Origin of the sequence: Pseudomonas sp. Sample_14, from assembly GCF_004307515.1 — a bacterium.
Taxonomy (GTDB): Bacteria; Pseudomonadota; Gammaproteobacteria; order Pseudomonadales; family Pseudomonadaceae; genus Aquipseudomonas; species Aquipseudomonas atacamensis.
In genome coordinates, this window is sequence record NZ_RCOC01000054.1 from 35,730 (window position 1) to 61,947 (window position 26,218).

Here is a 26,218-nt window from a genome sequence, read left to right on the forward strand (position 1 = left end):
GGGCTGCGAGGCCCGCGCCGGCAAGGACTGTTTATGACTCAGCGACCGGGCAATCAATTGTTCGATGCCTACTTCACCGCCCGCGATATGCGCGAAGTGTTCTGCGATCAGGGCCGGATGCAGGCGATGCTCGATTTCGAAGCGGCGCTGGCCCGGGCCGAGGCGCGGGTCGGGCTGATTCCTTCATCGGCCGTGGCACCGATTGCCGCAGCATGCGACGCCAGTCTGTATGACTTCGCAGCGCTGGGCGAGGCGATTGCCACGGCCGGCAATTCGGCGATTCCACTGGTCAAGGCTTTGGGCAAGCAGATCGCTTCGAGCGATGCCGAAGCCGAGCGCTATGTGCATCTGGGCGCGACCAGTCAGGACGTGATGGATTCCGGGCTGGTCCTGCAATTGCGCCAGGCGCTGGCGCTGATCGAAGACCAACTGGCGCAACTGGCCGACTCGCTCGCCACTCAGGCACAACGTTTCGCCACCACGCCACTGGCCGGGCGCACCTGGCTGCAACACGCCACGCCCGTGACCCTCGGTATGAAAATCGCCGGATGGCTGGGCGCCGTCACGCGCAGCCGTCAGCGTCTGCAACAACTGAAACCGCGTCTGCTGGTGCTGCAATTCGGTGGCGCCTCCGGCACCCTCGCGGCGCTGGGTGAACAGGCGTTGCCGATCGCCAAAGCATTGGCCGAAGAGCTGCAACTGACCCTGCCCGAGCAACCGTGGCACACCCAGCGTGACCGCATCGTTGAATTCGGCGCCGTGCTTGGCCTGATCGCCGGGAGCCTCGGCAAATTCGGCCGCGACATCAGCCTGTTGATGCAGACCGAAGCAGCGGAAGTATTCGAGCCTGCGGCACCGGGCAAAGGCGGGTCGTCGACCATGCCGCACAAGCGCAACCCGGTTGGCGCGGCGGTGCTGATCGGCGCGGCCACGCGGGTGCCGGGGCTGGTGTCGACGCTGTTCAGCGCGATGCCGCAGGAACATGAACGCAGCCTCGGTTTGTGGCATGCCGAATGGGAAACCCTGCCGGAGATCTGCTGCCTGGTGTCCGGTTCGCTGCAACAGGCGCGCTTGCTGGCCGACGGTCTGGAAGTCGACGCGGCGCGCATGGCCCGCAACCTCGAACTGACCCAAGGCCTGGTGCTGGCCGAAGCGGTGAGCATCGTCCTTGCCCAACGCGTCGGCCGCGACACCGCGCATCACCTGCTCGAACAATGCTGCAAACGCGCCGTGGCCGAGCAACGCCATCTGCGTGCGGTGCTGGCTGACGAGCCGCAAGTCACCGCCGAACTCAGTGGCGCTGAACTCGATGATCTTCTGAACCCCGCGCATTACCTCGGCCAGGCGCAAGTCTGGGTCGAGCGCGCGGTGGCTGAACACAACGCTTTGACTGTCTGAAGGAGAGGGCTGTGGCTTTCGTTCAACTCGCCGATGGCGAACTGCACTATGAAATTGAGGGCCCGGCGGAGGCGCCGGTGCTGGTGCTGTCCAACTCGCTGGGCACCGACCTGCACATGTGGGACGCGCAAATGCCGGCGTTCACCGAGCATTTGCGCGTGCTGCGTTTCGACACGCGCGGCCATGGGCAATCGCTGGTCACCGAGGGGCCGTACAGCATCGAACAACTCGGTCGCGACGTGCTCGGTCTGCTCGATGCGCTGCATATCGAGCGCGCGCATTTTTGCGGACTGTCGATGGGCGGGCTGATCGGTCAGTGGCTGGGGATCAATGCCGGGCATCGTCTGCACAAACTGATCGTGTGCAACACGGCGGCGAAAATTGGCGATCCGTCGGTATGGAATCCACGCATCGAAACCGTATTGCGCGACGGCCCGGCGGCGATGGTCGCACTGCGTGATGCCTCGATTGCGCGCTGGTTCACCCCGGACTTTTCCGCAGCGCATCCGGAGGCGGCGAAGAAGATTACCGACATGCTCGCCGCGACCAATCCACAAGGCTATGCGGCCAACTGCGCGGCCGTGCGCGATGCTGATTTTCGTGAACAACTGGCTTCGATCAACGTGCCGTTGCTGGTGATTGCCGGCAGCGAAGATGCGGTGACGCCGCCGTCCGGCGGGCATTTCATTCGCGACCAAGTGCGCGGCGCCGAGTACGCCGAGTTTCATGCGGCGCATTTGTCCAACGTGCAGGCCGGCGCCGATTTCAGCGACCGTGTGCTGGCGTTTCTGCAGGCTCAGTGAGGAAGAATTTGTGGACGAGAAACAACGTTACGACGAAGGCATGCAAGTCCGCCGCGCGGTGCTGGGCGATGCCCACGTCGATCGCAGCCTGACCACGCTGACCGAGTTCAACTCGGAATTCCAGGAGATGATCACCCGCCACGCCTGGGGCGACATCTGGACCCGCCCGGGCCTGCCCCGGCACACCCGCAGCCTGATCACCATCGCCATGCTGATCGGCATGAACCGCGAGGGCGAACTGAAACTGCACTTGCGCGCGGCAGCCAACAACGGCGTCAGCCGTGGCGAGATCAAGGAAGTGATCATGCAGAGCGCAATCTACTGCGGGATTCCGGCGGCAAATGCGACGTTTCATTTGGCGGAGTCGGTGTGGGACGAGCTAGGAGTCGAATCCCGGGATTGATGGCGCCCGAAATTACGCCTTCGCGAGCAAGCTCGCTCCCACATTGGAGTTGTGTCGATCACAAAACAAATGTGGGAGCGAGCTTGCTCGCGAAAGCGGCAGACGCCGTGATGTGTTAATCAGCACATGCACTCAAACCCTGGCGACAATGAATATCCGCTTGAACGCAAACAACGTACGCCCATCCTCCTCTTGCGGATAATGCTCATGCACCCGCATCAGGTAGTGATAGATGAATCGCGCCTGCTGCGCTGAATCCAGCGCCTGCATTACTGGTCTTAACGCCGAGACCTTGATCCAGTCATACACCGGCGATTTGCCGTCGACCACTTGCAGTTGTTCGGTCTCCCAAATGTCCAGCGACGCGGTCATTGGCGCGAGCAGACGGTAGTAGTCCTCCAGCGTCAGTAGCGGCCGCACGGCCATGCGCCGGCGCAGTTCCGGCGTGCCCAATGGTGCGCCCCCGGGGCCGGCGTCTTCCAACGTTTGCAGCATCAACCGATACCACAACGCATCGCGCCAATCCGGCATGTGCGCTGCGAGGCAGCCGCCAGGATTCAAATAGCCGAGCAGGCGCGGCAGCAAGGTTTCGTGGTCATCGAGAAAATGCAGCACAGCGGCGGCGAACAACAGATCCGCCGGTTGCTCAGGCTGCCAGTCCAGCAGATCAGATTGTTTCCACAAGGCCTTGATCGGCAGGCCTCGGGCCTCGTCGAGCATCTGCGCCGAGCTGTCGATGCCCTGCAATCGCGCACGCGGCCAACGCTTGGCCAGCAACTGCGTAGCGATGCCGGTGCCGCAGCCCAGATCGTAAATGCGTTGGGGGGGTTGCAGTTCGATACGGTCGAGCAATTCGTTGACCGGACGTTGTCTGAGACGGGAAAACTGTTGGTACGCCTTGGCGTCCCAATCGGTGGTGCGGCGCGTGATCATGAGGTGATCCTCCGGTGATCAAATGGTGTCTTCCGATGACAACCTGGTGCACAGCTGGAGACCGACTACGAAACGGAAGCGTGAAGGGTTGGAGCACCTGAGTCCTTCAGGTTTGCTCACTGTAACTGTCGCCCGCAAAAGCGCTACATGGCCTGACCAATGGCATGCATCTGTGATGGGAATCAAATGTGGGAGCGAGCCTGCTCGCGAAGGCCATTTCATATTCGACAGAGATGTCGACTGAAGCTGCGCTTTCGCGAGCAGGCTCGCTCCCACAGTGGGGCATGTGTGGTTAGAGAAGGCTGATCGGGTAGCTGACGATCAGGCGATTTTCATCGAACTCGTTGTTGCTGAAGTCGCGGCGCATGGTCGAGTTGCGCCATCTGACGTTCAGATCCTTCAACGTGCCGCTCTGCACCGTGTAACCGAGTTCCGATTCGCGACCCCATTCCTTGCCGTCGGTGATCGTCCCGGTGTGCACGTTGTCGCCGCTGATGTAGCGGTTCATCAGGGTCAGGCCGGGGATGCCCATGGCGGCGAAGTTGTAGTCGTGGCGCAGCTGCCAGGAGCGTTCCTGAGCGTTGTCATAACTGGCGTTGTAGCTGTCGTTGGCCAGCGTGCCGCCACTGGTGCCGTTGACCCGCATCCACGCGCTGTCGCCGGTCAATTTCTGCAAGCCGAGGTAGAACGTGTTGCCGCCGTACTTGGCCGAAAACATGCCGTACCAGGTCTTGTTGTCCAGATCGCCGGCACGCGCGCTGCCATCTTCCTTGCCGTAGAAAAAACCGAGGTTGGCGCCCAGCGTCCAGTCGCCGAGCGGCTGACTGTGCAGCACATTGAGGTACTGCTGGCTGTAGATGTCCTTGAGTTGCGCGTTCCACAGGCCGATCTGTGTGCGCTTGTCGTTGAACAGGTATTCGCCGCCCTGGAAGTTGAAACGATCAGAGGTGAACGCGGCTTTGCCGGTCATCGACATGTCGCTCATGCTGCTGTCGTCGCGCGGGCTGTTGGCGCGGAACTGGCCGCCATAGAGGGTCAGGCCGGCGATTTCCTTCGAGGTGATCTGGCCGCCACGGAAGGTTTGCGGCAGCGAGCGACCGTCGTCCGAACGCAGAATCGGCAGCACCGGCATCCACTCGCCGACCTTGACCTCGGTCTGCGAAAGTCTGGCCTTGAACGCGACGTTGGTGCGGCCGAAGTTGTCCGCCGGGCGCCCGTCATGGTCCAGCGGCAACAACTGCGTGCCGCCCGTGCCCTTACCGCCATCGAGCTTGATCGAATACAGCCCGAGTACGTCCATGCCGAAACCGACGGTGCCTTGGGTGAAGCCGGATTTGGCGTCGAGGATGAAACTCTGCGTCCACTCTTCAGCTTTGCCTTGGGCCTTGGTCGGGTTGGTGAAGTTGCGGTTGATGTAGAAGTTGCGCAGGTTGAGGTTGACCTTGGCGCCTTCAACGAAGCCGCCTTCTTCGGCGCTGGCTGGCAGTGCCAGACCGGCGATGGCCAGGGCGATCACAGCGGGCAATGCGTAGGGCACAGGGAAAACTGTCATGGACTTGGGTCTCTCTTGTTTTTTTAGGGCGAACGGGTGCGCTGTCGAGGCGGGTGCGGCGCAGGCAACGTGATGCAGGTCTGAGATGCAGCGGTGGCGGTCAGCCGGGCGGGGCAGGGCGCTGGAGCATGGTGTCGAACCTTGTTGTTATTGGTTTTCTGGTTCGAATGGTGAAGGGCCTGTGTGTTCGGGTTCAATTGCTGAAAGCGGGTTTTGGGCGGTTATCGAACGCAAGATTCAGCCGGTTATTGGGTGAATGTGAGGGCCTCATCGCTGGCAAGCCAGCTCCCACAGATTTTTGCATCGCTCACAAATTTGGGTACACCACAGAACATTGTGGGAGCTGGCTTGCCAGCGATGAGGCCAGACAAGACAACGCAGTTTTATGGCAGGCAAGAAAAAGCCCACCAGTCGGTGGGCTTCTCGTTTCACTCGATGATGATCAGAACAGCTTCATCTTCGGCGCTTCTTCTTTCAGCGCTTCGTTCTGCGCGGTCTGCGCATTCCAGCCACCACCCAGTGCCTTGTACAGGTTGACCGCACTGGTCAACTGCGCGAGGCGGTCGGTGATCAGCGCTTGTTGTGCGCTGAACAACTGACGCTGGGCATCGAGGAAGGTCAGGTTGCTGTCGACGCCGATGCGGTAGCGACGTTCGGCCAGGCGGTAGTAATCCTGGTTGGCCTGAACGAAGTCACGCTGCGCTTGCAGCTGCTCGGTGTAGGTCTGGCGAGCGGCGAGGCCGTCGGCGACTTCCTGGAAGGCGGTCTGGATGGACTTCTCGTAGTTCGCCACGCCAATGTCCTTCTGGATCTTGGCGTAGTCGAGGCTGGCGCGCAGGCTGCCGGCGTTGAAGATCGGCAGATTGATCTGCGGCTGGAACAGCCACGTCCCCGAGCCACCCTTGAACAGACCGGACAGATCCGGGCTCAGGCTGCCCGCGTTGGCGGTCAGGCTGATGCTCGGGAAGAACGCTGCACGTGCCGCGCCGATGTTGGCGTTGGCGGCTTTCAGGTTGTACTCGGCCTGCAGAATGTCCGGACGACGTTGCAGCAGGTCCGAAGGCAGACCGGCCGGCACATCGCTGAGCAGATCATCGGACAGCGGTTTGGCCGTTTGCAGGTTGGCCGGAATGCCGGTGCCGAGCAGCAGGGTCAGGCTGTTTTCGTCCTGCGCGACCTGGCGGGTATAACGCGCCAGTTGCGCCCGGGCGTTTTCCACGGAAGTGCGCGACTGCGCCAGATCCAGCGCCGAAGCCACACCGACTTCGTTGCTGCGGCTGGTCAATTTGTAGCTTTCTTCGAAGGCACCGAGGGTGTCCTGCGTCAGCTTGAGCAGTTCCTTGTCCGCCTGCCAGGTCAGGTAGGCATTGGCGACGTTGGCGACCAGACTGATCTGTGTGCTGCGGCGTGCTTCTTCGGTAGCGAAGTACTGTTGCAGCGCTTGCTCGCTCAGGCTGCGCACCCGACCGAACAGGTCGAGTTCGTAGGCGCTGACGCCCACGGTGGCGGAATACGAACTGCTGATCATCGACTCGCCGGTCTGCGAGGCACGGGCCGGCAGACGCTGGCGGCTGCCGGCGGCATTGGCCGACACTGCCGGGAACAGGTCGGCGCGCTGGATGCGGTACTGCGCCGCGTAAGCGTCGATGTTCAGCGCCGCGACACGCAGGTCGCGGTTGTTTTCCAGGGCGACCTGGATCAGCTGTTGCAGGGCCGGGTCATGGAAAAACTGCTTCCAGCCCTGTTCGGCAGCGGCTTGCGCCGGAGCCTGGGCCGGCGAGTACGCCGGCCCCTGCGGGTACTGGCCTGCGACCGGAGCCTCAGGCTGCTGATAGTCAGGTATCAGCGAGCAACCGCTCAGCACGAAGGCGGCGACTGCGATGGAGAGTAGCGACTTGCTCATTGGCCAGCCTCTTTAGGAGTTTCAGTAGTCTCATCCGCGTCGGTCTTTTTGCGCTGACCGATGGACGACACAGTAACGAAGAACAGTGGGACCCAGAAGATCGCCAGGATCGTGGCCGTGAGCATACCGCCAATCACGCCGGTACCGATCGCGTGCTGACTGCCTGAACCGGCGCCGGTGGAAATCGCCAGCGGCACAACACCGAGAACGAAGGCCAGCGAGGTCATGATGATCGGGCGCAGACGCATGCGGCAGGCTTCGATTGCCGCTTCACGCAGGCTGCGTCCCTGTTCATGCAGTTCCTTAGCGAATTCGACGATCAGAATGGCGTTTTTAGCCGCCAGACCGATGGTCGTCAACAACCCCACCTGGAAGTACACGTCGTTGGACAGACCGCGCAGGCTGGTGGCCATCAGTGCGCCGATGATCCCCAGCGGTACCACGAGCATGACCGCGATCGGAATCGACCAGCTCTCATACAGCGCCGCCAGACACAGGAACACCATCAGCAGCGACAGGGCGTACAGCGCTGGCGCTTGCGAGCCGGACAGACGCTCCTCGTATGACAGACCGGTCCAGGAGATACCGACACCGGCCGGCAGCTTCTTGGCAATCGCTTCGACTTCAGCCATCGCTTCACCGGTGGAGTAGCCTGGCGCCGGAGCCCCGAGGACTTCGACCGCTTCCACACCGTTGTAACGCGCCAGTTTCGGCGAACCGTAGACCCACTCGCCCTTGGCGAACGCCGAGAACGGAACCATGGTGCCTTCGGCGTTGCGCACGTACCACTTCTTCAGGTCTTCGGGGCTCATGCGCGAGTCCGGCTGGCCCTGCACGTAGACTTTCTTCACCCGACCACGGTCGATGAAGTCGTTGACGTAGCTACTGCCCAGCGCGATCGACAGGGTGTTGTTGATGTCGCTGATGGTGATGCCGAGGGCACTGGCCTTCTCGTCGTCGATTTCCAGCTGGAACTGCGGCTCATCGTTCAGGCCGTTCGGACGCACCTGGGTCAGCACCTTGCTTTGCGCCGCCATGCCGAGGAACTGGTTGCGCGCTTCCATCAGTTTTTCGTGACCAATACCGGCGCGGTCCTGCAGGAACACGTCGAAACCGGTGGCGTTACCCAATTCCAGAACCGCTGGCGGGGCGAAGGCAAACACCATCGCGTCGCGGAAGCTGAAGAAGTGTTGCTGGGCACGCGCAGCGAGGTTGAACACGCTGTTGTCGGCGTTACGTTCGCCCCACGGCTTGAGCATGATGAACGCCATACCCGAGCTCTGGCCACGGCCGGCGAAGTTGAAGCCGGTCACGGTAAACACCGAAGCGACCGCGTCCGCCTCACCGCCGTCCTTGTTCGGACGCAGCAGGTACTCACGCATTTCATCCACCACCACCTGCGTGCGCTGGGCACTGGAACCGGCCGGGGTCTGCACCTGAGCGAACAGAACGCCCTGGTCTTCTTCCGGGAGGAACGCGGTCGGAATGCGGGTGAACAGCCAGATCATGCCCACGACGATCAACAGGTACGCCAGCAGATACGGCGCCTTGCGGGTCAGCATGTTGCCGACGCCACGCTCGTAGCTGCGTACGCCACGGTCGAAGTTGCGGTTGAACCAGCCGAAGAAACCTTTCTTCGGAGTACCGTGCTCGCCTTTCGGAATCGGCTTGAGCATGGTTGCGCACAGCGCCGGGGTGAAGATCAGGGCAACCAGTACCGACAGGGCCATGGCCGACACGATGGTGATCGAGAACTGCTTGTAGATCACACCGGTGGAGCCGCTGAAGAATGCCATCGGCAGCAGTACCGCCGAGAGCACGAGGGCGATACCGACCAGTGCGCCCTGGATCTGGCCCATGGACTTCTTCGTCGCTTCCTTCGGTGACAAGCCTTCTTCGCTCATCACCCGCTCGACGTTTTCCACCACGACGATGGCGTCATCCACCAGCAGACCGATGGCCAGCACCATGCCGAACATGGTCAGGGTGTTGATGCTGAAACCGGCGGCGGCGAGGATGCCGAACGTACCGAGCAGTACCACGGGCACGGTCATCGTGGTGATGACGGTGGCGCGGAAGTTCTGCAGGAACAGGAACATCACCAGGAACACCAGCGCGATCGCTTCGACCAGGGTGTGCACCACGCCTTTGATCGACTCGGTCACCACCGGGGTGGTGTCATACGGGAACACCACTTCCATGCCTTGCGGGAAGAACGGCTTGAGGCTGTCGATGGTGTTGCGCAGCGCTTTGGCGGTATCGAGGGCGTTGGCGCCGTTGGCCAGTTTCACCGCCAGACCGGAAGCCGGGCTGCCGTTGAACTGGGCACTGATCGCGTAGTTCTCACCGCCGAGGCCGACTTCAGCCACGTCTTTGAGGCGAACCTGCGAACCGTCCTTGTTGACCTTGAGCAGGATTTCATTGAACTGCTCGGCGGTCTGCAGACGGGTCTTGCCGATGATCGTCGCGTTCAGTTGCTGGCCCTGCACGGCAGGCAAGCCACCGAGCTGACCGGACGACACCTGGACGTTCTGCGCAGCAATGGCGTTCTTCACGTCGACCGGGGTCAGGTTGAAGTTGTTCAACTTGGCCGGGTCGAGCCAGATACGCATCGCGTACTGCGCACCGAAGACCTGGAAGTCACCGACACCGGCGGTCCGCGAGATCGGGTCCTGCATGTTCGACACGATGTAGTTGGACAGGTCGTCCTTGGTCATGCTGCCGTCACGCGACACCACGCCGATCACCAGCAGGAAGTTCTTCACTGCCTTGGTCACGCGGATACCCTGTTGCTGCACTTCCTGCGGCAGCAGCGGGGTGGCCAGGTTCAGCTTGTTCTGGACCTGGACCTGCGCGGTGTCGGAGTTGGTGCCTTGCTCGAAGGTCGCGGTGATGGTCATGCTGCCGTCGGAGTTACTTTCCGACGACACATAACGCAGGTTGTCGATACCGTTGAGCTGTTGCTCGATGACCTGCACCACGGTGTCCTGCACGGTTTGTGCGGACGCGCCCGGGTAGGTCACCTGAATCGCAATGGCCGGTGGCGCAATGCTCGGGTATTGGTTGATCGGCAATTTCAGGATCGAAAGTGCCCCGACCAGCATGATCACCAGGGCGATTACCCAGGCGAAAATCGGACGGTCGATGAAGAATTTTGACATGGGTTACTCCCCTTTGCCGCCGGCGGCTTTGTCAGCTGCCTGTGCGGGGGCCGGGTTCTTGGTGCCGACGTTAGTCGCCTCGGTCGCTTTGACCTCGACGCCCGGTTTGACGTACTGCAGCCCTTCGGTGATCAGACGATCGCCGGCTTTCAGGCCGTCTTCGATCAGCCACTGGCTGCCGACAGTGCGGCTGGCCTTGAGCTGACGCAGCTCGACCTTGTTATCGGCGCCGACGACCAGTGCGGTCGGGGTGCCTTTGAGGTCGCGGGTCACGCCTTGTTGCGGCGCGAGGATCGCTGCGCTGTTGACGCCGGCCTGCAACTGGGCGTGAACGAACATGCCTGGCAGCAGGGTGTGATCGGGGTTCGGGAACACTGCGCGCAGGGTCACCGAGCCGGTGGTCTGGTCAACCGAGACTTCGGAGAATTCCAGCTTGCCGTCGAGCTTGTACTGGCTGCCGTCTTCCAGGGTCAGCTTGACCGCAGCGGCGTTGTCGCCGGCCTTCTGCAGACGGCCGCTTTCCAGCTCGCGGCGCAGCTCCAGCAGTTCCACCGACGACTGGGTCACGTCGACGTAGATCGGGTCGAGCTGCTGAATCACTGCCATTGCATCGGCCTGGCCATTGCTGACCAGTGCGCCTTCGGTGACCGAAGAGCGGCCGATACGGCCGGAAATCGGCGCATAGACCTTGGTGTAACGCACGTTGATCTGCGCAGTCTGAAGCGACGCTTCCGATTGCAGGCGGTTGGCCAGTGCGGTGTCGTATTCCTGACGGCTCACGGCTTGTTCGTCGACCAGTTGCTTGTAGCGGTCGGAAATCGACTTGGTCGAACGCAGCTCGGCTTCGGCGCTTTTCAGCGTAGCTTCATAGACCGACGGATCGATCTGATACAGCTGCTGGCCGGCTTTGACGTCGGCACCTTCCTTGAACAGGCGCTTGAGAATGATGCCGTTGACCTGCGGGCGAACTTCCGCGATGCGGAACGCACTGGTGCGGCCCGGAAGTTCCGAGGTCAGGGTAAAGGCTTGTGGTTGCAGGGTGACGACGCCGACCTGAGGAGGCGGAGCGGCTGGGGCCGCTTCTTCCTTTTTACATCCGCTGAGCAGCGATGCCAGGGCGACGGCAGTGACCAGAGCGGTAACAGCTGGCTTGAATTGCATGAAGATCCTCGGGTCAGGCGCGCAAGAAGCGCACAAGAAGTGTGAAAGAGTAAAAATCGGGCACCGGGTGGATAAGTAGCTTGCTAAGTAATATACTTACGTTCATGGTTGTTTGTAAACACCTGCGCCGCGTACCCACCCTGATACAAAAGTCGTCGCAAGGTTTGAAATTGTAGGCCGGGGAGTCGATTCACGAGAGATCGCCCCCTCTTTATTCAGCGGATATTCAGCCATCCCTGAAACATCCTGTTTGAGGTTTTACTGCCATGGTCCGTCGTACCAAAGAGGAAGCTCAGGAAACCCGCAGCCAGATTCTGGAAGCGGCCGAGAAAGCCTTTTATGAAAGGGGGGTTGCCCGCACCACCCTGGCGGACATCGCGACCCTCGCCGGCGTGACGCGTGGCGCCATCTACTGGCATTTCAGCAACAAGGCCGATCTGGTCCAGGCCATGCTCGACAGCCTGCACGAACCGCTGGATGAACTGGCCAAGGCCAGCGAAAGCGAAGACGAACCGGACCCGCTGGGCTGCATGCGGCAGTTGCTGATTCATTTGTTTCATCAAGTTGCACTGGACCCGAAAACCCGGCGCATCAACGAAATTCTGTTTCATAAGTGCGAATTCACCGATGAAATGTGCGATCTGCGCCAGCAGCGCCGGACGGCCAGTCTCGATTGCAATCTGCGCATCGGCCTGACCTTGCGTAATGCGGTGAATCGCGGCCAGTTGCCGGAAAATCTCGACACTGCTCGCGCGGCGATCAGCATTCATGCCTACATCGACGGCCTGCTGTATGGCTGGCTGCTGGCCCCGGACAGCTTCGAACTGCACGCCGAGGCTGAACGCTGGGTCGACACCGGGCTGGACATGCTGCGCCTGAGCCCAAGCCTGCGCAAATGAAACAAAATGCGCAATTGCCCGGCAGGATGTCAATCAGCCGCTATGGCCGATTATTGCGGCGGGGAGTTTAAACGTAGCCGGCCGTGGATTTTGTAGGGAAATTGTGTAGCTCTTGTGAATCCGTGTTTTGCCGCGTTTCCCTCACCCTAGCCCTCTCCCAGAGGGAGAGGGGACCGACCAAGCTGATCTTTCGAGTGACGCTGACCTGAAATATCCCGCCGAACTCGGGTTCTGAAGGATCTGCAAATCGGCTCCCTCTCCCCAATGGCGGGACCGACCGGGTTGTTTGCTCAAGCCGTGCCGACCTGAAATATCCCGCCGAACTCAAAGTTTGAAAAACACACCAATCGGCTCCCTCTCCCTCGGGAGAGGGCTGGGGTGAGGGGCTACGCCGGGTGCCACGCTACAAGCCCCAAGCCGAACAACAAAAAGCCCCGGACTCTCACAAGTCCGGGGCTTTTTCATTTCTGCGCTACAGCCTGATTACAAGGTCGGATAGTCGATATAACCGACCGGACCTTTACCGTAGAAAGTCTCCGGATGCGGCTCGTTCAACGGCGCATCGGCCTGCAAACGTGCCGGCAGGTCCGGGTTGGCAATGAACGGCACGCCGAACGCGACCGCGTCTGCCTTGCCGCTGGCCAGCCACTCGTTGGCGCTTTCCTTGGTGAACTTCTCGTTGGCAATGTATGGGCCACCGAACGCTTCTTTCAGTTGCGGACCGAGGCTGTCGGCGCCTTCTTTTTCGCGCGAGCAAATGAACGCGATGCCACGCTTGCCCAGTTCACGGGCGACGTAGGTGAAGGTTTCGGCGAGGTTGTCATCGCCCATGTCGTGGGAATCGGCGCGCGGTGCCAGGTGCACACCAACGCGACCAGCGCCCCAGACTTCAATCGCGGCGTCGGTCACTTCCAGCAGCAGGCGTGCACGGTTTTCCAGCGAGCCGCCGTACTGGTCAGTGCGCTGGTTGGTGCTGCTTTGCAGGAACTGGTCGAGCAGGTAACCGTTGGCGCCGTGGATTTCCACGCCGTCGAAACCGGCGGCCTTGGCGTTCTCGGCGCCGGTGCGGTAGGCGTCGACGATGTCGGCGATTTCAGCAGTTTCCAGGGCGCGCGGGGTTGGGTAATCGGCCAGTGGGCGGACCAGGCTGACGTGGCCCTTTGGCTGGATGGCGCTTGGCGCAACCGGTGCTTCACCGTTCAGGTACGAAGGGTGAGAAATGCGGCCAACGTGCCACAGTTGCAGGAAGATCTTGCCGCCGGCGCCGTGAATCGCCTTGGTCACGTTGGCCCAGCCACGCACTTGATCGTTGGACCAGATGCCCGGGGTGTCCGGGTAGCCGACGCCCATCGGTGTTACCGAAGTGGCTTCGCTGAGGATCAGGCCGGCCGAGGCGCGTTGTACGTAGTATTCGGCCATCAGCGCGTTCGGCACACGACCTTCGTCGGCGCGGCAGCGGGTCAGCGGGGCCATGATGATGCGGTTGTTCAGCTCGATGTCGCCGAGTTTGATCGGGTCGAAAATAGTCGCCATGTCTAAAAGCCTCTCTTTAATTAAGGAAGTTGATCAGTTGGAAGCAGGCGCCAGCTCGGCATTGCCGTTCTGGCGGAAGGTAATCAGGGTCACCAGCAGGGCAAGTACGGCCAGCGCGGCGGCGGCCAGCGGCACGCTGGTCAGGCCGTGGCCGTGGGCGATGACGCTGCCGCCGACCCAGGCGCCAAGCGCGTTGCCGACGTTGAAAGCGCCGATGTTCAGGGTCGAAACCAGGTTCGGCGCAGCCTTGCCAAAGGTCACCACGTTGACCTGCAGCGCCGGCACAGCGGCGAAACACGCGGTGGCCCAGAGGAACAGGGTGATCTCGGTCGGGATCAGCGCGACGCTGGTCCAGCTCAGCACCGTGGAAACCACGGCCATGGCGATGAACACGCCGATCAGCGTGGCGGCCATGCCTTTGTCGGCGAGTTTTCCGCCGATGATGTTGCCGACCGTCAGACCGAGGCCGATGAGCATCAGCGTCCAGGTCACGCCACGCGGCGACACACCGGTGACTTCACCGAGCAGTGGGGCGACGTAGGTGAACAGGGTGAACACCGAAGCGGCGAACAGCGCGGTCATGCTCAGCGACAGCCAGATGCCGGCGCCTTTGAGGGCGGCCAGTTCGGCGCGCATGTCGAGTTTCTCTTCGTCACGCTTGGCCGGCAGGAAGCGGATCAGGCCGATCAGCGCGATCACACCGATGACGGTCACCGCCCAGAAGGTCGAACGCCAGCCGGCTTCCTGACCCAATGCGGTGCCCAGCGGTACGCCGAGCACGTTGGCCAGGGTCAGACCGGTGAACATCAGGGCGACCGCCGAGGCACGTTTGTTGGGCGCGACCAGATTGGCCGCCACCACCGAGCCGATGCCGAAGAACGCACCGTGGCACAAAGCGGTGACGACCCGGGCAAACATCAGCACGTTGTAGTCGCTGGCGATGGCGCAGAGCAGGTTGCCGACAATAAAGATGCCCATCAACGCCACCAGCGCGGCCTTGCGCGGCAGCTTCGCGGTGGCCAGCGCCATGAACGGAGCACCGATGGCCACGCCCAGGGCGTAACCGGTGACCAGCCAGCCGGCGCCGGGAATCGACACGCCGAGGTCCGCCGCCACGTCGGGCAGCAGGCCCATGATGACGAACTCGGTGGTGCCGATGGCGAAGGCGCTCAGGGCGAGGATGAGAAGCGAAAGGGGCATGCAGGTTTCCTTGTCGGCTGGCTGACGTTAAGGGTCAGAGCTCTTTACTGAGGGTGCTGAGAAACGCCTGTATGACGTCCTCGTTGCGTTTGAAAAAATGCCACTGCCCGGCCTTCTGGCTGCTGATCAGCCCGGCCCGTTGCAACGTCGCCAGATGCGCGGAAACGGTCGATTGCGACAGGCCGCAACGCTGATCGATCTGCCCGGCACAGATGCCGTACTCGTGGTTGTGCAACTGCTCGGGGAATTCGCCTTTCGGGTCTTTCAGCCAGTTGAGGATGTCTCGCCGTACTGGGTGCGCCAGGGCTTTTATTATTTCGTCGAGGTCGAGGTTCATGGCTTGGGCTCGTGGTGGCAGTAGCGATATATCGCGATGGAGCGAACTTTAAATCGTTGGATCGCGATATACCAATATGAATTCGGTCTGACGAACGCATAAATCGCTATATCGGGTTATAACGATACGAGGGTGCTGGAGGAGCGAGCGCAGTGCTAAGCTGCGCCCATGAACTATCTCGCGCATTTGCATCTCGGCGGCCAGCGCCCCGGTCAGTTACTCGGCAGCCTGTATGGCGACTTCGTCAAAGGTCGGCTGCAAGGCCAGTTCGACCCGGAAGTGGAGGCGGCGATCGCCCTGCATCGGCGCATCGACGTCTTCACCGATCGCCATCCACTGGTCGACATTGCTTTGGGCCGCTTCAGCGAAACGCGGCGGCGCTATGCCGGAATCGTCCTCGATGTGTTTTTCGATCATTGCCTGGCGCGGGACTGGACGCTGTATGCCGACCGACCGCTGGAGCAGTTCACCGCAGACGTCTATCACGTGCTGTCCCGCGAACGACAGTTGCCGGAACGGCTGGCGAAGATCGCCCCGCACATGGTCGCCAACGACTGGCTGGGCTCGTATCGCGAGTTTGAGGTGCTGGAACAGGTGCTGCGCGGTATCTCGCGACGGCTGACCAGGCCGGAGGAATTGGCGGGGGCAATGGCGGAGTTGCGGCGGTTGTATGAGCCGCTGAGTGAAGACTTCAGCCTGTTTTATCCGCAACTTCAGGATTTTGCGCAAAACTCTGATCCACTGAAGATCTGAATGTGGGAGCGAGCCTGCTCGCGAATGCGGTGTCTCAGCCAATATAGATGCTGAATGGCACGACGCCTTCGCGAGCAGGCTCGCTCCCACAGGGGATTTGTATTTTCAGGCGGCTATCAAATCGCCTGCGCGACGCGGTTCGGCAGGTTTCGCCACCTCGCCAAACAACACCTTCTGCACCGCCTGCTGCGCTTCGAACGCCAGCGCCGCACGCTCGCGGCCCTGACATTCTATTGGCTTGAGCAGATGCACTTCGACGTCGCCGCAGTCATGGCTGAACAGGCGCATCAGGTGCGAGAGCAGGTCATCGTCACCAATGAACGGCGCCAGCGTATCGATTTCGCCGTCACGCAGATAACGAATCGCCACCGGTTGCAGCATCACTTCGGAATCGATCGCCGCCGACAGCAGGCGACCATGAAAAGTGCGCAGCGAACGGCCATCGGTGGTGGTGCCTTCAGGGAACATCAGCAGCGCATGTTCGGTTTGCAGATGGCGGGTCATCTGCTTGCGGATCAACTGGCTGTCGCCCGATCCGCGGCGGATGAACAGGCTGCCGGCCTTGGCTGCGAGCCAGCCGGCCACCGGCCAGGTGCGCACTTCGGCCTTGGACAGAAACGACAGCGGCGTGAGCATGCCCAGCAGCGGAATGTCGGTCCACGACACGTGATTGCTGACCCACAGCATTGGCTGTTTTGGCAGCTCGCCATGGACCCTCACGCGAAACGGCAGGGCATTGCTCAGCCGCGCCATGAAGAAGCGCGACCAGCGCTGGCGCCGCTCCATCGAGTGGGCCAGACCGATGCGTTCGAACACGCCGAAGACGCTGGCCATGGTCAGGCCCAGCGTCACCACCAGCAGCACTCGCGCGATTCGCGCGTACACCCGCAACCGGCTCATCACACCGCCGCCTTGAAGTGTTTGGCGTAGCGCGGGCAGAGTTCGTCGCGCTTGAGCAGGATGAACACGTCGGCGACCTGGAAGTCTTCGTCCCAGCACGGCTCGCCGCAGATCTTCGCCCCGAGGCGCATGTAGGCCTTGAGCAGCGGTGGCATTTCGGCGATGACGTTGGATGGAATATCCAGCGTCGGCAGCGGATTTTTCGGCTCGGCGCGCAGGTGTTCGGTGCACAGATAACGCTCGCGCAGACGCTGCATGATCGCGTGGGCCTGAATGCCGCCGTCCTGCATCGGGATGCTCGCGCAACCCATCAGATAGCTGTAGCCGCCCTGATTGAGCACTTCGGCCAATTCGCCCCAGAGCACGGCGATGGTGCCGCCGTTGCGGTACGCCGGATCGACGCAGGTGCGGCCGATTTCCAGGATCGGGCCTTGCAGATGGGCGAGGCCGTGCAGGCTGAATTCTTCTTCGCTGTAGAACTTGCCGAGGCTGCTGGCGGCGGTGTGATCGAGCAGACGCGTGGTCGCCACCAGGCGCCCGGTGTTCAGATCACGCACGCCGATGTGGCTGCAGTGAACATCATAATCATCCATGTCCAGACCCAGTTCGGCGCCTTTGAGTTTGGCGTTGAACTCGCCGCTGAAGACGGCGAAGCGCAGGGCCTGGGCTTGCTGCAAGGCTTCGGCGCCGATCAGGCGTTCGGCTTGCAGGCGGCGTTCATTGCCGGTGTCGCTGATGCGGGCGATTTGCGTCATGTGAATCTCCGTACGGGCCTTTAACCCGTCGTGGGTTGCAGCCGATCGACTTTCTTTATGCAGCCGTGTTGTGCAAAGTCAGGCTATGTAGCCCCGGTGTCATCGCCATGAACGTTCGGTGATGCTTATATGACAGCCCGCGAGGAGGCGCCCATGCCCTGGACAGATCTGCTGCACCGCCGTGAACGCTTGCCCGCCGCTGCTGATCTGGCCGAGGGTTTTGCAACGTTGTTGCAGGCGCTGGGCAACGTCACGCCGTTCGAATTGGCGGTGGCCGGCGGGCGGCGAATGGCCACGCCGGGGCTGGCGTTTCTGGTCGGTTATCAGGCGGCGCTGCGCATGTTGTGGCCGAGCGCGCCGCTGAGCCTCGGGGCCTTGTGCGCGACCGAACAACGCAGCCTGCGCCCGGCCGATATGCAAACGCGGCTGCGCGATTTGCGCTTGAGCGGGCGCAAGGATTTCGTCACCGCAGGCGACGCCGCCGATTGGTTACTGGTGGCTGCGCGCAGTGAGGAGCTTGGCGAAGCACCGCGCCTGAGTCTGGCGGTGGTTTATCCCGGCGAGCCCGGCGTGAAGGTGGAAAAACTGCCGGCGTTGCCGTTGATGCCGGACATCAGCCACGGTCGCCTGCATCTGGACGGCGCCCTGTGCGAACTGCTCGCCGGCGACGGCTGGGACGCCTACGTCAAACCGTTTCGCAGCCTTGAAGATGTCTACGTGCTCAGCGCCATGACCGCGTGGCTGTACGGCGTCGGCCAGGACAACGACTGGCCGCAGGCCCTGCAATTGCGTTTGCTGGCGCTTCTGGCCGGGTGCGCCGAGGCCAGCCGGCAAGCGCCGAACAATCCGGCCGGGCATGTCGTGCTGGGCGGGTTGTTTGCGCAGTTTGAATCACTCAAGACCGAGGTAGATCAGGCGTTGGTGCAGGGTGATCCTGCGTGGGCAGCGATGTGGCAGCGTGATCAAGGCGTGATGCAATTGGCTGCAGGGGCCCGGGCCAAGCGCTTGGCCAAGGCTCTTGCGTTGGCCTGACTGGCCTCATCGCGGGCAAGCCCGCTCCCACAGGTTTCAAAGGTGTTCATGAAATGTGTGTTCACTTGGGACCCCTGTGGGAGCTGGCTTGCCAGCGATGGCAATTTCATGGACGACCAACATCTAAAATTTGTCATAAACCCTGACTAGGCTCAGCAGGTTCATTCCCAGAGCCCCCACCATGTTCAAAGGCCTGTCGCTGTTCCTGCTGCTGATCAGCCTCACCGTCCGCGCCGAACAATGGCCCGGCGAGCAATGGCCTATCGCCCCACAGATCACCGGCCCGGCTGCCCTGGCACTGGAAAACTACGCCTTCGCGCCCCGCAACGACGTCACCCGCCAGGGCATCCGCACCGACGCCTTGCTGATCATCCACGACGGCCAGATCATCTACGAACGCTACGCCGCTCCGACCACTGCACAGACTCCGCACCTGACATGGTCGATCAGCAAAAGCCTGCTGGCAACGGTCCTCGGTGTGGCTTACGGCGAAGGCCGGTTCAAGCTCGACGATCCTGCGCTGAAGTTCTACCGGGCGCTGGACAAACACCCGGCGATCACCCTCGGCCATCTGCTGAACTGGGCCTCCGGTCTGGATTGGCAGGAAGACTACGAATACGCCCCGCTGAAATCTTCGGTGGTGGCGATGCTCTACACCCGCGGCCATCGCGACATGGCCGCGTTCACTGCGGGCCACGACGCCTACGCCGCAGCGGGTCAGGCTTTCCGTTATTCCAGCGGTGACAGCAATCTGCTCGCCGCCGCCCTGAAAACCATGGTCGGCCCAGAGCGTTACGCCGATTATCCGTGGACAGCATTGTTCGAACCGTTGGGCATTCGCCACGCCGTGTGGGAAAGCGATGCCAGCGGTACCTTTGTCGCCTCGTCCTATGCCTATCTCACCGCGCGGGATCTGGCGCGGGTCGGTCTGTTGATGGCGCGGGGCGGGCGCTGGAACGATCGGCAGTTGCTGCCCGAGGATTGGCTTGCGTTCAACCTGAAACCTTTTGCCGGTTACAAGGCGCAACACGACGAAGCCGTGCCCGGCGGCCATTGGTGGCTCAATCGTCCCGCCGATGGCGCACCATCAGCATGGCCCGACGCCCCCCCCGACACCTTCGCCGCCCTCGGCCACTGGGGCCAGGCGCTGTATGTGATGCCCAGCGAGAAACTGGTCATCGTGCGTTACGGCGATGACCGCGATGGCAGCTACCAGCACAACGAATTGCTCAAACGCGTGTTGCAGGCGGTGCGGCCATGAGGCGGTTTCTATTGTTGCTGTTGGTCGTGCTGCTCGGTTGGGGTTGGTATGAACGGGAAAACCTCTGGGCTTTCCCGGACATCATCAGCGCCTACACCGCCAAGGAATATTGCTCGTGTCGTTATGTGATGAACAACGATGCTGGGTATTGCCGTAGCTATGTGAAGCAATGGCTGCCAACCAGCGGTTTTACCGATGACGCTTCGAGCAAAACCATCACCGTCAGCGGCATGGGCCGCAGCCACAGCGCGCAGTGGCTGAGCGAACGCCAGGGCTGTCGCCTGAATCCCTGAATTATCTGGTCTCCCCTGTGGGAGCGAGCCTGCTCGCGAAATCGTCGCAAGCCGCAATACATGCTGTGCGGGGAGCATTGCATTCGCGAGCAGGCTCGCTCCCACAGGGCTTGCAATAACTTGGCGGGCGGTTAAGGTTCGTGCAGGTTTATCGCCCCCACGAGTGTTCAATGTTCAACCGCTCCCTCTATACAACCTTCGCCAGTCTGCTGTTGACCGCCGCTGCACTGCCGGCCCAGGCCAATTGGTACCTGGACGGCGAGTCGTCGCGGCTGTCGTTCGTCAGCACCAAAAATGCCAGCGTATCGGAAGTGCAGCGCTTTCTGGTGCTGCACGGCAAGGTCGACCCCAACGGTCGCGCCGAGGTCGAAGTCGAGCTCGAATCGATCAACAGCGGCATTCCCCTGCGCGATGAGCGCATGCGCAAGGAGCTGTTCCAGATCGAGCGGTTTCCCGCTGCCACCATCACCACGCAGATCGACTTGCGCCCGATCAACGATCTAGCCCCCGGCGCGCAGCTGGAATTGCGCCTGCCGCTGACCGTCAGCCTGCACGGCAAGCAGCACGAATACCCGGCCGAGTTGCTCGCCACGCGTCTGGATGATCGGCGCTTTCAGGTGGTGACGCTGGAGCCGCTGGTGATCAACGCCGAGGATTTCGATCTGGCGCCGGGCCTGGAAAACCTGCGCAAACTCGCCGATCTGTCGGCGATCAGTCTGTCGGTGCCGGTGGGTGCGGTGCTGATTTTCACGGCGCGCTGACATGCGCGGTGCGGTGTTCCCTTGGCGTGACGGCAACCGTTTCGAACTGTTGATCGACGGCCCGCAGTTCTTTCCGCGCATGCTCGAGCACATTGCCGGGGCAAAAGAGCAAATCGAACTGGAGCTGTACCTGGTTGAGGCCGGCGCCTGCGCCGAAGCCATCGTCCAGGCACTGGTCGCGGCGGCCGAGCGCGGCGTGCGCGTGCGTTGTCTGTTCGATGATTACGGCAGCCTCGCGTTCACGCTGCATCTGCGCCAGCGCCTGACTCAGGCCGGGGTCGAGCTGCGTTTCTACAATCGCCTGAGCTGGCGGCGCTGGGTCGGCAACTTCTATCGCGACCACCGTAAATTGCTGCTGGTCGACCAATGCCTGGCCGTGGTCGGCGGCACCGGCGTGACCGATGAATTCTGGACGCCGGGCCATGATGTCAGCGAGTGGCACGAAGTGATGGTCGAGATCAGCGGCCCATTGGTGATCGATTGGCAATTGCTGTTCGATCGCCAGTGGATCGCCAACCGTTACCGCCGCGCCTGGCGTCCGGCCGCGCATTTTGGTCTGCCACGTTTGCCGCGCGTGCCGGACAAGGGCGAGGGCATGGGCCGTGTGGCGTATGCCGACGCCCGCCAGCACCGCGACATTCTGCAATCGCTGTTTCGCGCGCTGAACAGCGGGCAAAAACGCATCTGGATGGCCACGCCGTACTTTCTGCCTACCTGGAAAATCCGCCGCTCGCTGCGCAAAGCCGCTGCACGCGGGGTCGATGTGCGGCTGTTGCTGACCGGGCCGCGCACCGATCACCCGTCAGTGCGCTACGCCGGGCACCGCTACTACCCGCGCCTGCTTAAGGCCGGGGTGCAGATCTTCGAATACCAGCCGTGCTTCCTGCACCTGAAAATGGTTCTGGTGGACGAATGGGTAAGCATCGGTTCGTGCAACTTCGATCACTGGAATCTGCGTTTCAATCTGGAGGCGAACCTGGAGGCGCTGGACCCGGCGTTGACGGCAGCGGTGGAGGCGAGCTTTGTGCAGGACTTCGGCTTGAGTCAGCTGGTGAGTCTGGAGGAGTGGCAGCGCCGACCGTTGTGGCGGCGGGTCAAGCAGCGGGTGTGGGGCTGGGTGGATCGGTTGGTGGTGAATATTCTCGACCGTCGCGGATAACCACGATTTTGAATACACCCTGAATCCAATCTGGTAGCGAGCCTGCTCGCGAAAGCGGTGTGTCATTTGATCGTTCCCACGCTCTGCGTGGGAATGCCTCTAGGGACGCTCCGCGTCCAGTGATGCGGAGCGTCACGGGCTGCATTCCCACGCGGAGCGTGGGAACGATCAATGTGGGATCGGTGTTACAGCAATTCAAAGCTCTGCTGCGTCACCGCCTGCGAATCCAGGCCGATCTGCACGTTGAACTTGCCAGGCTCGGCTGCGTATTTGAGCTGGGCGTTGTAGAACTTCAGGTCTTCCTCGGTGATGGTGAAGTGCACGACTTTCTGTTCGCCGGCCTTGAGCATGATCTTCTGGAAGTTCTTCAGTTCTTTCACCGGGCGGATCATCGAACCGGTGACGTCCTGGATGTACAACTGCACCACGGTTTCGCCGTCACGCTTGCCGGTGTTCTTGACCATGACGCTGGCGTCGAGCTTGCCGCTGGCGTTCAGGGTGGTCGATGACAGCGCCATATCGCTCAGGGCGAAGGTGGTGTAGCTCAAGCCATAACCGAACGGAAACAGCGGGCCGGTGGTGTCATCGAAATACTGCGAGGTGTAGTTGCCCGGTTTGCCCGGAGTGAACGGCCGGCCGATGCTCAGGTGGTTGTAGTAGGTCGGGATCTGGCCCACGGAACGCGGGAAAGTCACCGGCAGTTTGCCCGACGGGTTGTAGTCGCCGAACAGCACGTCGGCGATGGCGTTGCCGCCCTCGGTGCCGCTGAACCAGGTTTCCAGAATCGCATCGGCCGACTTGTTCTCTTCGAGAATCGTCAGCGGACGGCCGTTCATCAGCACCAGTACCAGCGGTTTGCCAGTGGCTTTCAACGCACGGATCAATTCGCGCTGGGTTTGCGGGATGTTCAGGTCAGTGCGACTCGAGGATTCGTGGGACATGCCACGGGACTCGCCGACAGCGGCGACGATCACGTCAGCATCCTTCGCCGCTTTCACCGCTTCGTCGATCAGCACGTTGGCCGGGCGCGGGTCATCGACCACTTCCGGGGCATCGAAGTTGAGGAAGTTCAGGTAGTCGAGGACCTTCTTGTCGCCCGTGATGTTGGCGCCACGGGCGTAGATCAGGTTGGCCTTGTTGCCGATCACCGAACTCATACCGTCGAACAAAGTGACCGATTGTGCCGGGCGCCCGGCGGCGGCCCAGCTGCCCATCATGTCGATCGGCGCTTTTGCCAATGGACCGACCAGCGCGATTTTCGCGTCTTTCTTCAGCGGCAGGGTTTCGTTGTGATTCTTCAGCAGCACCAGACTGCGACGTGCCACTTCGCGGGCCTCGGCGCGGTGCAGGCGACTCTCGGCGTAGGTATCGGCCGGGTCATCCTCGGCCTTGCCGATGCGCAGGTACGGGTTCTTGAACAGGCCCATGTCGTACTTGGCCGCGAGCACTTCGCGCACGGCGTTATCGATGTCTTTCTGTTCGATCTCGCCGGACTTGAGCAGCCCCGGCAGCTCTTTGCCGTAAAGGGTGTCGTTCATGCTCATGTCGATGCCGGCCTTGATCGCCAGCTTCGCCGCTTCGCGACCGTCGCGAGCGACACCGTGCTTGATCAGTTCGAAAATCGCGCCGTGATCGCTGACCGCCAGGCCTTTGAAGCCCCAGTCCTTGCGCAGCAGATCATTCATCAGCCAGGTGTTGGCCGTGGCTGGAATGCCGTTGATCGAGTTCAACGCCACCATTACACCGCCAGCGCCGGCATCGATCGCGGCGCGGTAGGGCGGCAGGTAATCCTGGTACATCTTCACCGGGCTCATGTCGACGGTGTTGTAGTCGCGGCCGCCCTCGACCGCGCCGTACAGGGCGAAGTGCTTGACGCTGGCCATGATGCTGTCGGCGGCGCTCGGGGTCTCGCCCTGATAGGCCTTGACCATGACTTTGGCGATGCGCGAGGTCAGGTAGGTGTCTTCGCCGAAACCTTCGGAACTGCGGCCCCAGCGCGGATCGCGGGAGATATCCACCATCGGCGCGAAGGTGATGTCGAGGCTGTCGGCGGCGGCTTCTTTAGCCGCAACGCGACCGGACTGGCCGATGGCGTCCATGTCCCAGCTCGACGCAAGGGCCAGCGGAATCGGGAAAATCGTACGGTGACCGTGGATCACGTCGTACGCGAAAAACATCGGAATCTTCAGGCGACTGCGCATGGCAGCGTCCTGCATCGGACGGTTTTCCGCGCGGGTGATCGAGTTGAACGTGCCACCGATGTTGCCGCCGGCAATTTCCTTGCGAATCAGCTCGCGGGGCATTTCCGGGCCGATGCTGATCAGGCGCAACTGGCCGATCTTCTCGTCGAGGGTCATTTGTTTCATCAGGTTGCTGATGAAAGCGTCCTTGTTTTCCAAAGGTACCGGGGTCGTGGCGGCCAGTACCTGATGACTGGCCAGGCTGACGAACAGACCCAGCAAACACAGCTTCTTCATGAATTTTTTCTCTAGAGCCCAAACGGTGATGCAACACCGGCCAGCCAAAATGTAGGGAGCGACTATTGTTGTTCGGGTGCCGGCGCAAAATCCTGAGCCGGAAAACCGCAGCCGACAGCGGCAACGTGAACGCGAAGGGCACTTTTTAGCCGATTAACCCGTCGCATGCCAGTGGCGGCGCCGATTATGCCCCAACCGCTGGCCGGGAATGCCCAGCGCTCGGTTTTTAAATCAAATGTGTCATGGAGCATCACTGCAATGAATATCAGCTCAACCTCCCGTTCACGGTTACAGATCGCCACGTTGCTGGTGTTCGCCACGCTGTTGACCGCGTGCGGCATCAACAATATCCCGACGCTTGACGAACAGGCCAAAGCCGCCTGGGGCCAGGTGCAGAACCAGTACCAGCGCCGTGCCGACCTGATCCCCAATCTGGTGGAAACCGTGAAGGGCTACGCGGCCCACGAACAGGAAACCCTGACCGCAGTCATTGAAGCGCGAGCCAAGGCCACCTCGATTCAGGTCGATGCCAGCACCCTCGACAATCCCGAGAAGCTCAAGCAGTTCCAGCAGGCGCAAGATCAACTGACCGGCGCATTGAGCCGCTTGATGGTGGTCTCCGAGCGCTACCCGGATCTGAAGGCCAACCAGAACTTCCTCGCTCTGCAATCGCAACTCGAAGGCACGGAAAACCGCATTGCCGTGGCGCGTCGCGATTTCATCCTGGCGGTGCAGAAATACAACACCGAGATCCGCACCTTCCCCGGTCGCCTGTGGCACAGCGTGATGTACAGCGATCTGCCGATGCGCGAGACCTTCGAAGCCACCACGCCCGGCGCGGAAAAAGCCCCGGAAGTGAAATTCTGACTCGAGGTCGCCCATGCGTGTGTTGAAACTGGGCCTGGTGCTGATGCTGTGGCTGTTCGCCGTCAGCGCCCGGGCCGAATTGACGTTTCCGCCGCTGAGCGGGCGCGTGGTCGATCAGGCGCAGATGCTCGAGCCATCGATTCGCGCGCAACTGAGCCAGCAATTGCAGGCGCACGAACAGGCCACCGGCGAGCAATTGGTGGTGGTCACGCTGCCGGATCTGCAGGGCACCACCATCGAGGATTTCGGCGTCCAACTGGGTCGGCACTGGGGCATCGGCCAGAAGGACAAGAACAACGGCGCCTTGCTCATCGTCGCCCGTGACGAGCGCAAACTGCGCATCGAAGTCGGCTATGGCCTGGAGGATCGCCTGACCGATGCGCAGTCGTCGGTGATCATTCATCAGGTCATCACGCCGGCGTTCAAGGCCGGCAACTTCAGCAAAGGCATCAGCGATGGCGTTGCGGCGATGCTGGTGGTGCTCGGTGGCAATCCGCTCGATGAGCCGTCCACCGTGTACGAATCCAGCGGCGACCCGGCGGATGATTTCATCTCGCGGCACCCGGCGCTGTTCATGTTTCTGGTGATGTTGTTCATCCTGACGGTGTTTGTCTGCCAGATGCTCGGTATCCTGCCTGCCGGCCGGGGCGGCTCCGGAGGAGGGGGCGGCTTTGGCG

At 61.7% G+C, this 26,218-nt stretch carries 23 protein-coding genes; 12 read left to right on the forward strand and 11 right to left on the reverse strand.

All coding sequences use genetic code 11. The features are described 5' to 3' along the window. Positions 1–33 precede the first annotated feature (33 nt). Genes D8U61_RS12110 through pcaC form a run of 3 tightly spaced genes read left to right on the forward strand, consistent with a single transcriptional unit; the run spans position 34 to position 2,604 of the window. Positions 34–1,398, forward strand: a complete 1,365-nt coding sequence (locus D8U61_RS12110) for a 3-carboxy-cis,cis-muconate cycloisomerase (RefSeq protein ID WP_130927001.1) — start codon at positions 34–36, stop codon at positions 1,396–1,398. An 11-nt stretch (positions 1,399–1,409) separates the two neighbouring features. Further along, on the forward strand, positions 1,410–2,201 hold the full coding sequence (gene pcaD / locus D8U61_RS12115; protein WP_130927002.1) for a 3-oxoadipate enol-lactonase: 792 nt from the start codon (positions 1,410–1,412) through the stop codon (positions 2,199–2,201). 10 nt (positions 2,202–2,211) lie between these two features. After that, positions 2,212–2,604, forward strand: coding sequence for a 4-carboxymuconolactone decarboxylase (gene pcaC / locus D8U61_RS12120; protein WP_024011942.1), 393 nt, complete (start codon positions 2,212–2,214; stop codon positions 2,602–2,604). 132 nt (positions 2,605–2,736) lie between these two features. Here pcaC and D8U61_RS12125 read toward each other — a convergent pair whose 3' ends face one another. The 5 genes from D8U61_RS12125 to emhA form a co-directional block, all read right to left on the reverse strand. Then, positions 2,737–3,537: a methyltransferase domain-containing protein gene (locus tag D8U61_RS12125; protein WP_130927003.1), complete on the reverse strand. Its 801-nt coding sequence runs from the start codon at positions 3,535–3,537 to the stop codon at positions 2,737–2,739. Between the two features lie 292 nt (positions 3,538–3,829). Continuing rightward, the gene (locus D8U61_RS12130; protein ID WP_130927004.1) at positions 3,830–5,089 is read right to left on the reverse strand and encodes an OprD family porin; all 1,260 of its coding nucleotides are present in this window, start codon (positions 5,087–5,089) and stop codon (positions 3,830–3,832) included. A 442-nt stretch (positions 5,090–5,531) separates the two neighbouring features. Then, positions 5,532–6,992, reverse strand: coding sequence for an efflux RND transporter outer membrane subunit EmhC (gene emhC / locus D8U61_RS12135; protein WP_016771333.1), 1,461 nt, complete (start codon positions 6,990–6,992; stop codon positions 5,532–5,534). Further along, the gene (emhB, locus tag D8U61_RS12140) at positions 6,989–10,153 is read right to left on the reverse strand and encodes an efflux RND transporter permease subunit EmhB (RefSeq protein ID WP_130927005.1); all 3,165 of its coding nucleotides are present in this window, start codon (positions 10,151–10,153) and stop codon (positions 6,989–6,991) included. Before emhB ends, emhC begins: the two co-directional genes overlap by 4 nt. 3 nt (positions 10,154–10,156) lie before the next feature. Continuing rightward, positions 10,157–11,314 carry an efflux RND transporter periplasmic adaptor subunit EmhA gene (gene emhA, locus D8U61_RS12145; protein WP_024011947.1) on the reverse strand — a complete coding sequence of 386 codons (1,158 nt, stop codon included), beginning with the start codon at positions 11,312–11,314 and terminating at the stop codon, positions 10,157–10,159. Between the two features lie 266 nt (positions 11,315–11,580). On the opposite strand from emhA, the gene emhR reads away from it, so the two are divergent. Then, positions 11,581–12,213 (forward strand): efflux system transcriptional repressor EmhR, encoded by a 633-nt coding sequence (emhR, locus tag D8U61_RS12150; protein ID WP_130927006.1) that lies wholly within the window; start codon positions 11,581–11,583, stop codon positions 12,211–12,213. A gap of 483 nt (positions 12,214–12,696) precedes the next feature. Here the strand turns inward: emhR and D8U61_RS12155 are convergent, their stop codons facing one another. Genes D8U61_RS12155 through D8U61_RS12165 form a run of 3 tightly spaced genes read right to left on the reverse strand, consistent with a single transcriptional unit; the run spans position 12,697 to position 15,283 of the window. Then, a complete protein-coding gene (locus D8U61_RS12155; protein WP_016771329.1) occupies positions 12,697–13,746 on the reverse strand; it encodes an alkene reductase in 1,050 nt (349 codons plus the stop codon). A 33-nt stretch (positions 13,747–13,779) separates the two neighbouring features. Continuing rightward, positions 13,780–14,946: an MFS transporter gene (locus D8U61_RS12160; RefSeq protein WP_130927007.1), complete on the reverse strand. Its 1,167-nt coding sequence runs from the start codon at positions 14,944–14,946 to the stop codon at positions 13,780–13,782. Positions 14,947–14,980: 34 nt separating this feature from the next. After that, positions 14,981–15,283, reverse strand: a complete 303-nt coding sequence (locus D8U61_RS12165) for a metalloregulator ArsR/SmtB family transcription factor (RefSeq protein ID WP_016771327.1) — start codon at positions 15,281–15,283, stop codon at positions 14,981–14,983. 168 nt (positions 15,284–15,451) lie between these two features. On the opposite strand from D8U61_RS12165, the gene D8U61_RS12170 reads away from it, so the two are divergent. Beyond that, on the forward strand, positions 15,452–16,036 hold the full coding sequence (locus D8U61_RS12170; protein WP_125925269.1) for an ACP phosphodiesterase: 585 nt from the start codon (positions 15,452–15,454) through the stop codon (positions 16,034–16,036). Between the two features lie 105 nt (positions 16,037–16,141). Here D8U61_RS12170 and D8U61_RS12180 read toward each other — a convergent pair whose 3' ends face one another. Both D8U61_RS12180 and olsB read right to left on the reverse strand, forming a co-directional pair. Next, on the reverse strand, positions 16,142–16,936 hold the full coding sequence (locus tag D8U61_RS12180; RefSeq protein WP_130887064.1) for a lysophospholipid acyltransferase family protein: 795 nt from the start codon (positions 16,934–16,936) through the stop codon (positions 16,142–16,144). Next, positions 16,936–17,691: an L-ornithine N(alpha)-acyltransferase gene (olsB, locus tag D8U61_RS12185; protein ID WP_016771324.1), complete on the reverse strand. Its 756-nt coding sequence runs from the start codon at positions 17,689–17,691 to the stop codon at positions 16,936–16,938. The genes D8U61_RS12180 and olsB overlap by 1 nt, the downstream gene beginning before the upstream one ends. Positions 17,692–17,844: 153 nt before the next feature. Here olsB and D8U61_RS12190 point away from each other — a divergent pair, with 153 nt between their 5' ends. The 5 genes from D8U61_RS12190 (at position 17,845) to D8U61_RS12210 (ending at position 22,197) form a co-directional block, all read left to right on the forward strand. Then, on the forward strand, positions 17,845–18,723 hold the full coding sequence (locus tag D8U61_RS12190) for an acyl-CoA dehydrogenase family protein (protein ID WP_130927008.1): 879 nt from the start codon (positions 17,845–17,847) through the stop codon (positions 18,721–18,723). Between the two features lie 181 nt (positions 18,724–18,904). Then, positions 18,905–19,984 (forward strand): serine hydrolase, encoded by a 1,080-nt coding sequence (locus tag D8U61_RS12195; protein WP_125925271.1) that lies wholly within the window; start codon positions 18,905–18,907, stop codon positions 19,982–19,984. Beyond that, entirely contained in the window at positions 19,981–20,277 is a 297-nt protein-coding gene (locus tag D8U61_RS12200; protein ID WP_130927009.1) for an amidase, read from the forward strand. The genes D8U61_RS12195 and D8U61_RS12200 overlap by 4 nt, the downstream gene beginning before the upstream one ends. Positions 20,278–20,447: 170 nt before the next feature. Next, positions 20,448–21,038 (forward strand): YceI family protein, encoded by a 591-nt coding sequence (locus D8U61_RS12205; protein ID WP_130927010.1) that lies wholly within the window; start codon positions 20,448–20,450, stop codon positions 21,036–21,038. 1 nt (position 21,039) lies between these two features. Next, on the forward strand, positions 21,040–22,197 hold the full coding sequence (locus D8U61_RS12210; RefSeq protein WP_130927011.1) for a phosphatidylserine/phosphatidylglycerophosphate/cardiolipin synthase family protein: 1,158 nt from the start codon (positions 21,040–21,042) through the stop codon (positions 22,195–22,197). 185 nt (positions 22,198–22,382) lie between these two features. Here the strand turns inward: D8U61_RS12210 and bglX are convergent, their stop codons facing one another. Continuing rightward, a complete protein-coding gene (gene bglX, locus D8U61_RS12215; RefSeq protein ID WP_130927012.1) occupies positions 22,383–24,674 on the reverse strand; it encodes a beta-glucosidase BglX in 2,292 nt (763 codons plus the stop codon). Between the two features lie 258 nt (positions 24,675–24,932). On the opposite strand from bglX, the gene D8U61_RS12220 reads away from it, so the two are divergent. Beyond that, on the forward strand, positions 24,933–25,541 hold the full coding sequence (locus D8U61_RS12220; protein WP_024011957.1) for a LemA family protein: 609 nt from the start codon (positions 24,933–24,935) through the stop codon (positions 25,539–25,541). Positions 25,542–25,554: 13 nt separating this feature from the next. Continuing rightward, a partial coding sequence (locus tag D8U61_RS12225; protein WP_130927013.1) for a TPM domain-containing protein occupies positions 25,555–26,218 on the forward strand: 664 nt, incomplete at its 3' end.

What these genes read in the sequence shown, in the direction of transcription:
- D8U61_RS12110 (WP_130927001.1), top strand. Translation starts at nt 34, where the DNA reads ATGACTCAGCGACCGGGCAATCAATTGTTCGATGCCTACTTCACCGCC.
- D8U61_RS12125 (WP_130927003.1), bottom strand. Translation starts at nt 3,537, where the DNA reads ATGATCACGCGCCGCACCACCGATTGGGACGCCAAGGCGTACCAACAG.
- D8U61_RS12130 (WP_130927004.1), bottom strand. Translation starts at nt 5,089, where the DNA reads ATGACAGTTTTCCCTGTGCCCTACGCATTGCCCGCTGTGATCGCCCTG.
- emhC (WP_016771333.1), bottom strand. Translation starts at nt 6,992, where the DNA reads ATGAGCAAGTCGCTACTCTCCATCGCAGTCGCCGCCTTCGTGCTGAGC.
- emhB (WP_130927005.1), bottom strand. Translation starts at nt 10,153, where the DNA reads ATGTCAAAATTCTTCATCGACCGTCCGATTTTCGCCTGGGTAATCGCC.
- emhA (WP_024011947.1), bottom strand. Translation starts at nt 11,314, where the DNA reads ATGCAATTCAAGCCAGCTGTTACCGCTCTGGTCACTGCCGTCGCCCTG.
- emhR (WP_130927006.1), top strand. Translation starts at nt 11,581, where the DNA reads ATGGTCCGTCGTACCAAAGAGGAAGCTCAGGAAACCCGCAGCCAGATT.
- D8U61_RS12155 (WP_016771329.1), bottom strand. Translation starts at nt 13,746, where the DNA reads ATGGCGACTATTTTCGACCCGATCAAACTCGGCGACATCGAGCTGAAC.
- D8U61_RS12160 (WP_130927007.1), bottom strand. Translation starts at nt 14,946, where the DNA reads ATGCCCCTTTCGCTTCTCATCCTCGCCCTGAGCGCCTTCGCCATCGGC.
- D8U61_RS12165 (WP_016771327.1), bottom strand. Translation starts at nt 15,283, where the DNA reads ATGAACCTCGACCTCGACGAAATAATAAAAGCCCTGGCGCACCCAGTA.
- D8U61_RS12170 (WP_125925269.1), top strand. Translation starts at nt 15,452, where the DNA reads ATGAACTATCTCGCGCATTTGCATCTCGGCGGCCAGCGCCCCGGTCAG.
- D8U61_RS12180 (WP_130887064.1), bottom strand. Translation starts at nt 16,936, where the DNA reads ATGAGCCGGTTGCGGGTGTACGCGCGAATCGCGCGAGTGCTGCTGGTG.
- olsB (WP_016771324.1), bottom strand. Translation starts at nt 17,691, where the DNA reads ATGACGCAAATCGCCCGCATCAGCGACACCGGCAATGAACGCCGCCTG.
- D8U61_RS12190 (WP_130927008.1), top strand. Translation starts at nt 17,845, where the DNA reads ATGCCCTGGACAGATCTGCTGCACCGCCGTGAACGCTTGCCCGCCGCT.
- D8U61_RS12195 (WP_125925271.1), top strand. Translation starts at nt 18,905, where the DNA reads ATGTTCAAAGGCCTGTCGCTGTTCCTGCTGCTGATCAGCCTCACCGTC.
- D8U61_RS12200 (WP_130927009.1), top strand. Translation starts at nt 19,981, where the DNA reads ATGAGGCGGTTTCTATTGTTGCTGTTGGTCGTGCTGCTCGGTTGGGGT.
- D8U61_RS12205 (WP_130927010.1), top strand. Translation starts at nt 20,448, where the DNA reads ATGTTCAACCGCTCCCTCTATACAACCTTCGCCAGTCTGCTGTTGACC.
- D8U61_RS12210 (WP_130927011.1), top strand. Translation starts at nt 21,040, where the DNA reads ATGCGCGGTGCGGTGTTCCCTTGGCGTGACGGCAACCGTTTCGAACTG.
- bglX (WP_130927012.1), bottom strand. Translation starts at nt 24,674, where the DNA reads ATGAAGAAGCTGTGTTTGCTGGGTCTGTTCGTCAGCCTGGCCAGTCAT.
- D8U61_RS12220 (WP_024011957.1), top strand. Translation starts at nt 24,933, where the DNA reads ATGAATATCAGCTCAACCTCCCGTTCACGGTTACAGATCGCCACGTTG.